The sequence below is a fragment of the Tautonia sp. JC769 genome, assembly GCF_040717455.1.
Classification (GTDB): Bacteria; Planctomycetota; Planctomycetia; order Isosphaerales; family Isosphaeraceae; genus Tautonia.
On sequence record NZ_JBFEFH010000079.1, the window covers coordinates 1 to 394 of the forward strand.

Sequence of the window (394 nt, forward strand, 5' to 3'; positions counted from 1 at the left end):
GGGGCGGGGGCGCTGTCGGCCTCGCGCCACCAGCCGAGCCCGACCGGGGCGCGGGGCGTGTCGTTCTGGCGGGCCTCGCGGGCGATCGCCAGCAGCTCGCGGCGGCGGCGGTCGCGCAGGTTCAGGTACAGCCGGACCGAGGCGTTGCACGAGCGGTCGGCGTCGCGGGCGTAGCGGTGACGCAGCTGGCCCTCGGCCGAGGTGTCGGCGGCCGACGCGCGGGCCAGCAGGGCGTGGGACTCGGGGCCCTCGACCGCCTCCCAGGCCGCGGCGCGGAGGGTGTCGAGCCGGGCGACCTGCGCGGCGATCGCCGAGCGGAGGGCGGCCCGGGCGGCGGCGGGGTCGGCGGGCGCGGGCGGGTCGTCGGCCCGGGCGGGCAGGGGGGCGATGCCGG

The 394-nt window shown here is 82.2% G+C and carries 1 pseudogene; it reads right to left on the minus strand.

The features are described from left to right. Positions 1-394 (minus strand): annotated as a pseudogene (locus AB1L88_RS26955) (hypothetical protein); the annotation flags it as partial.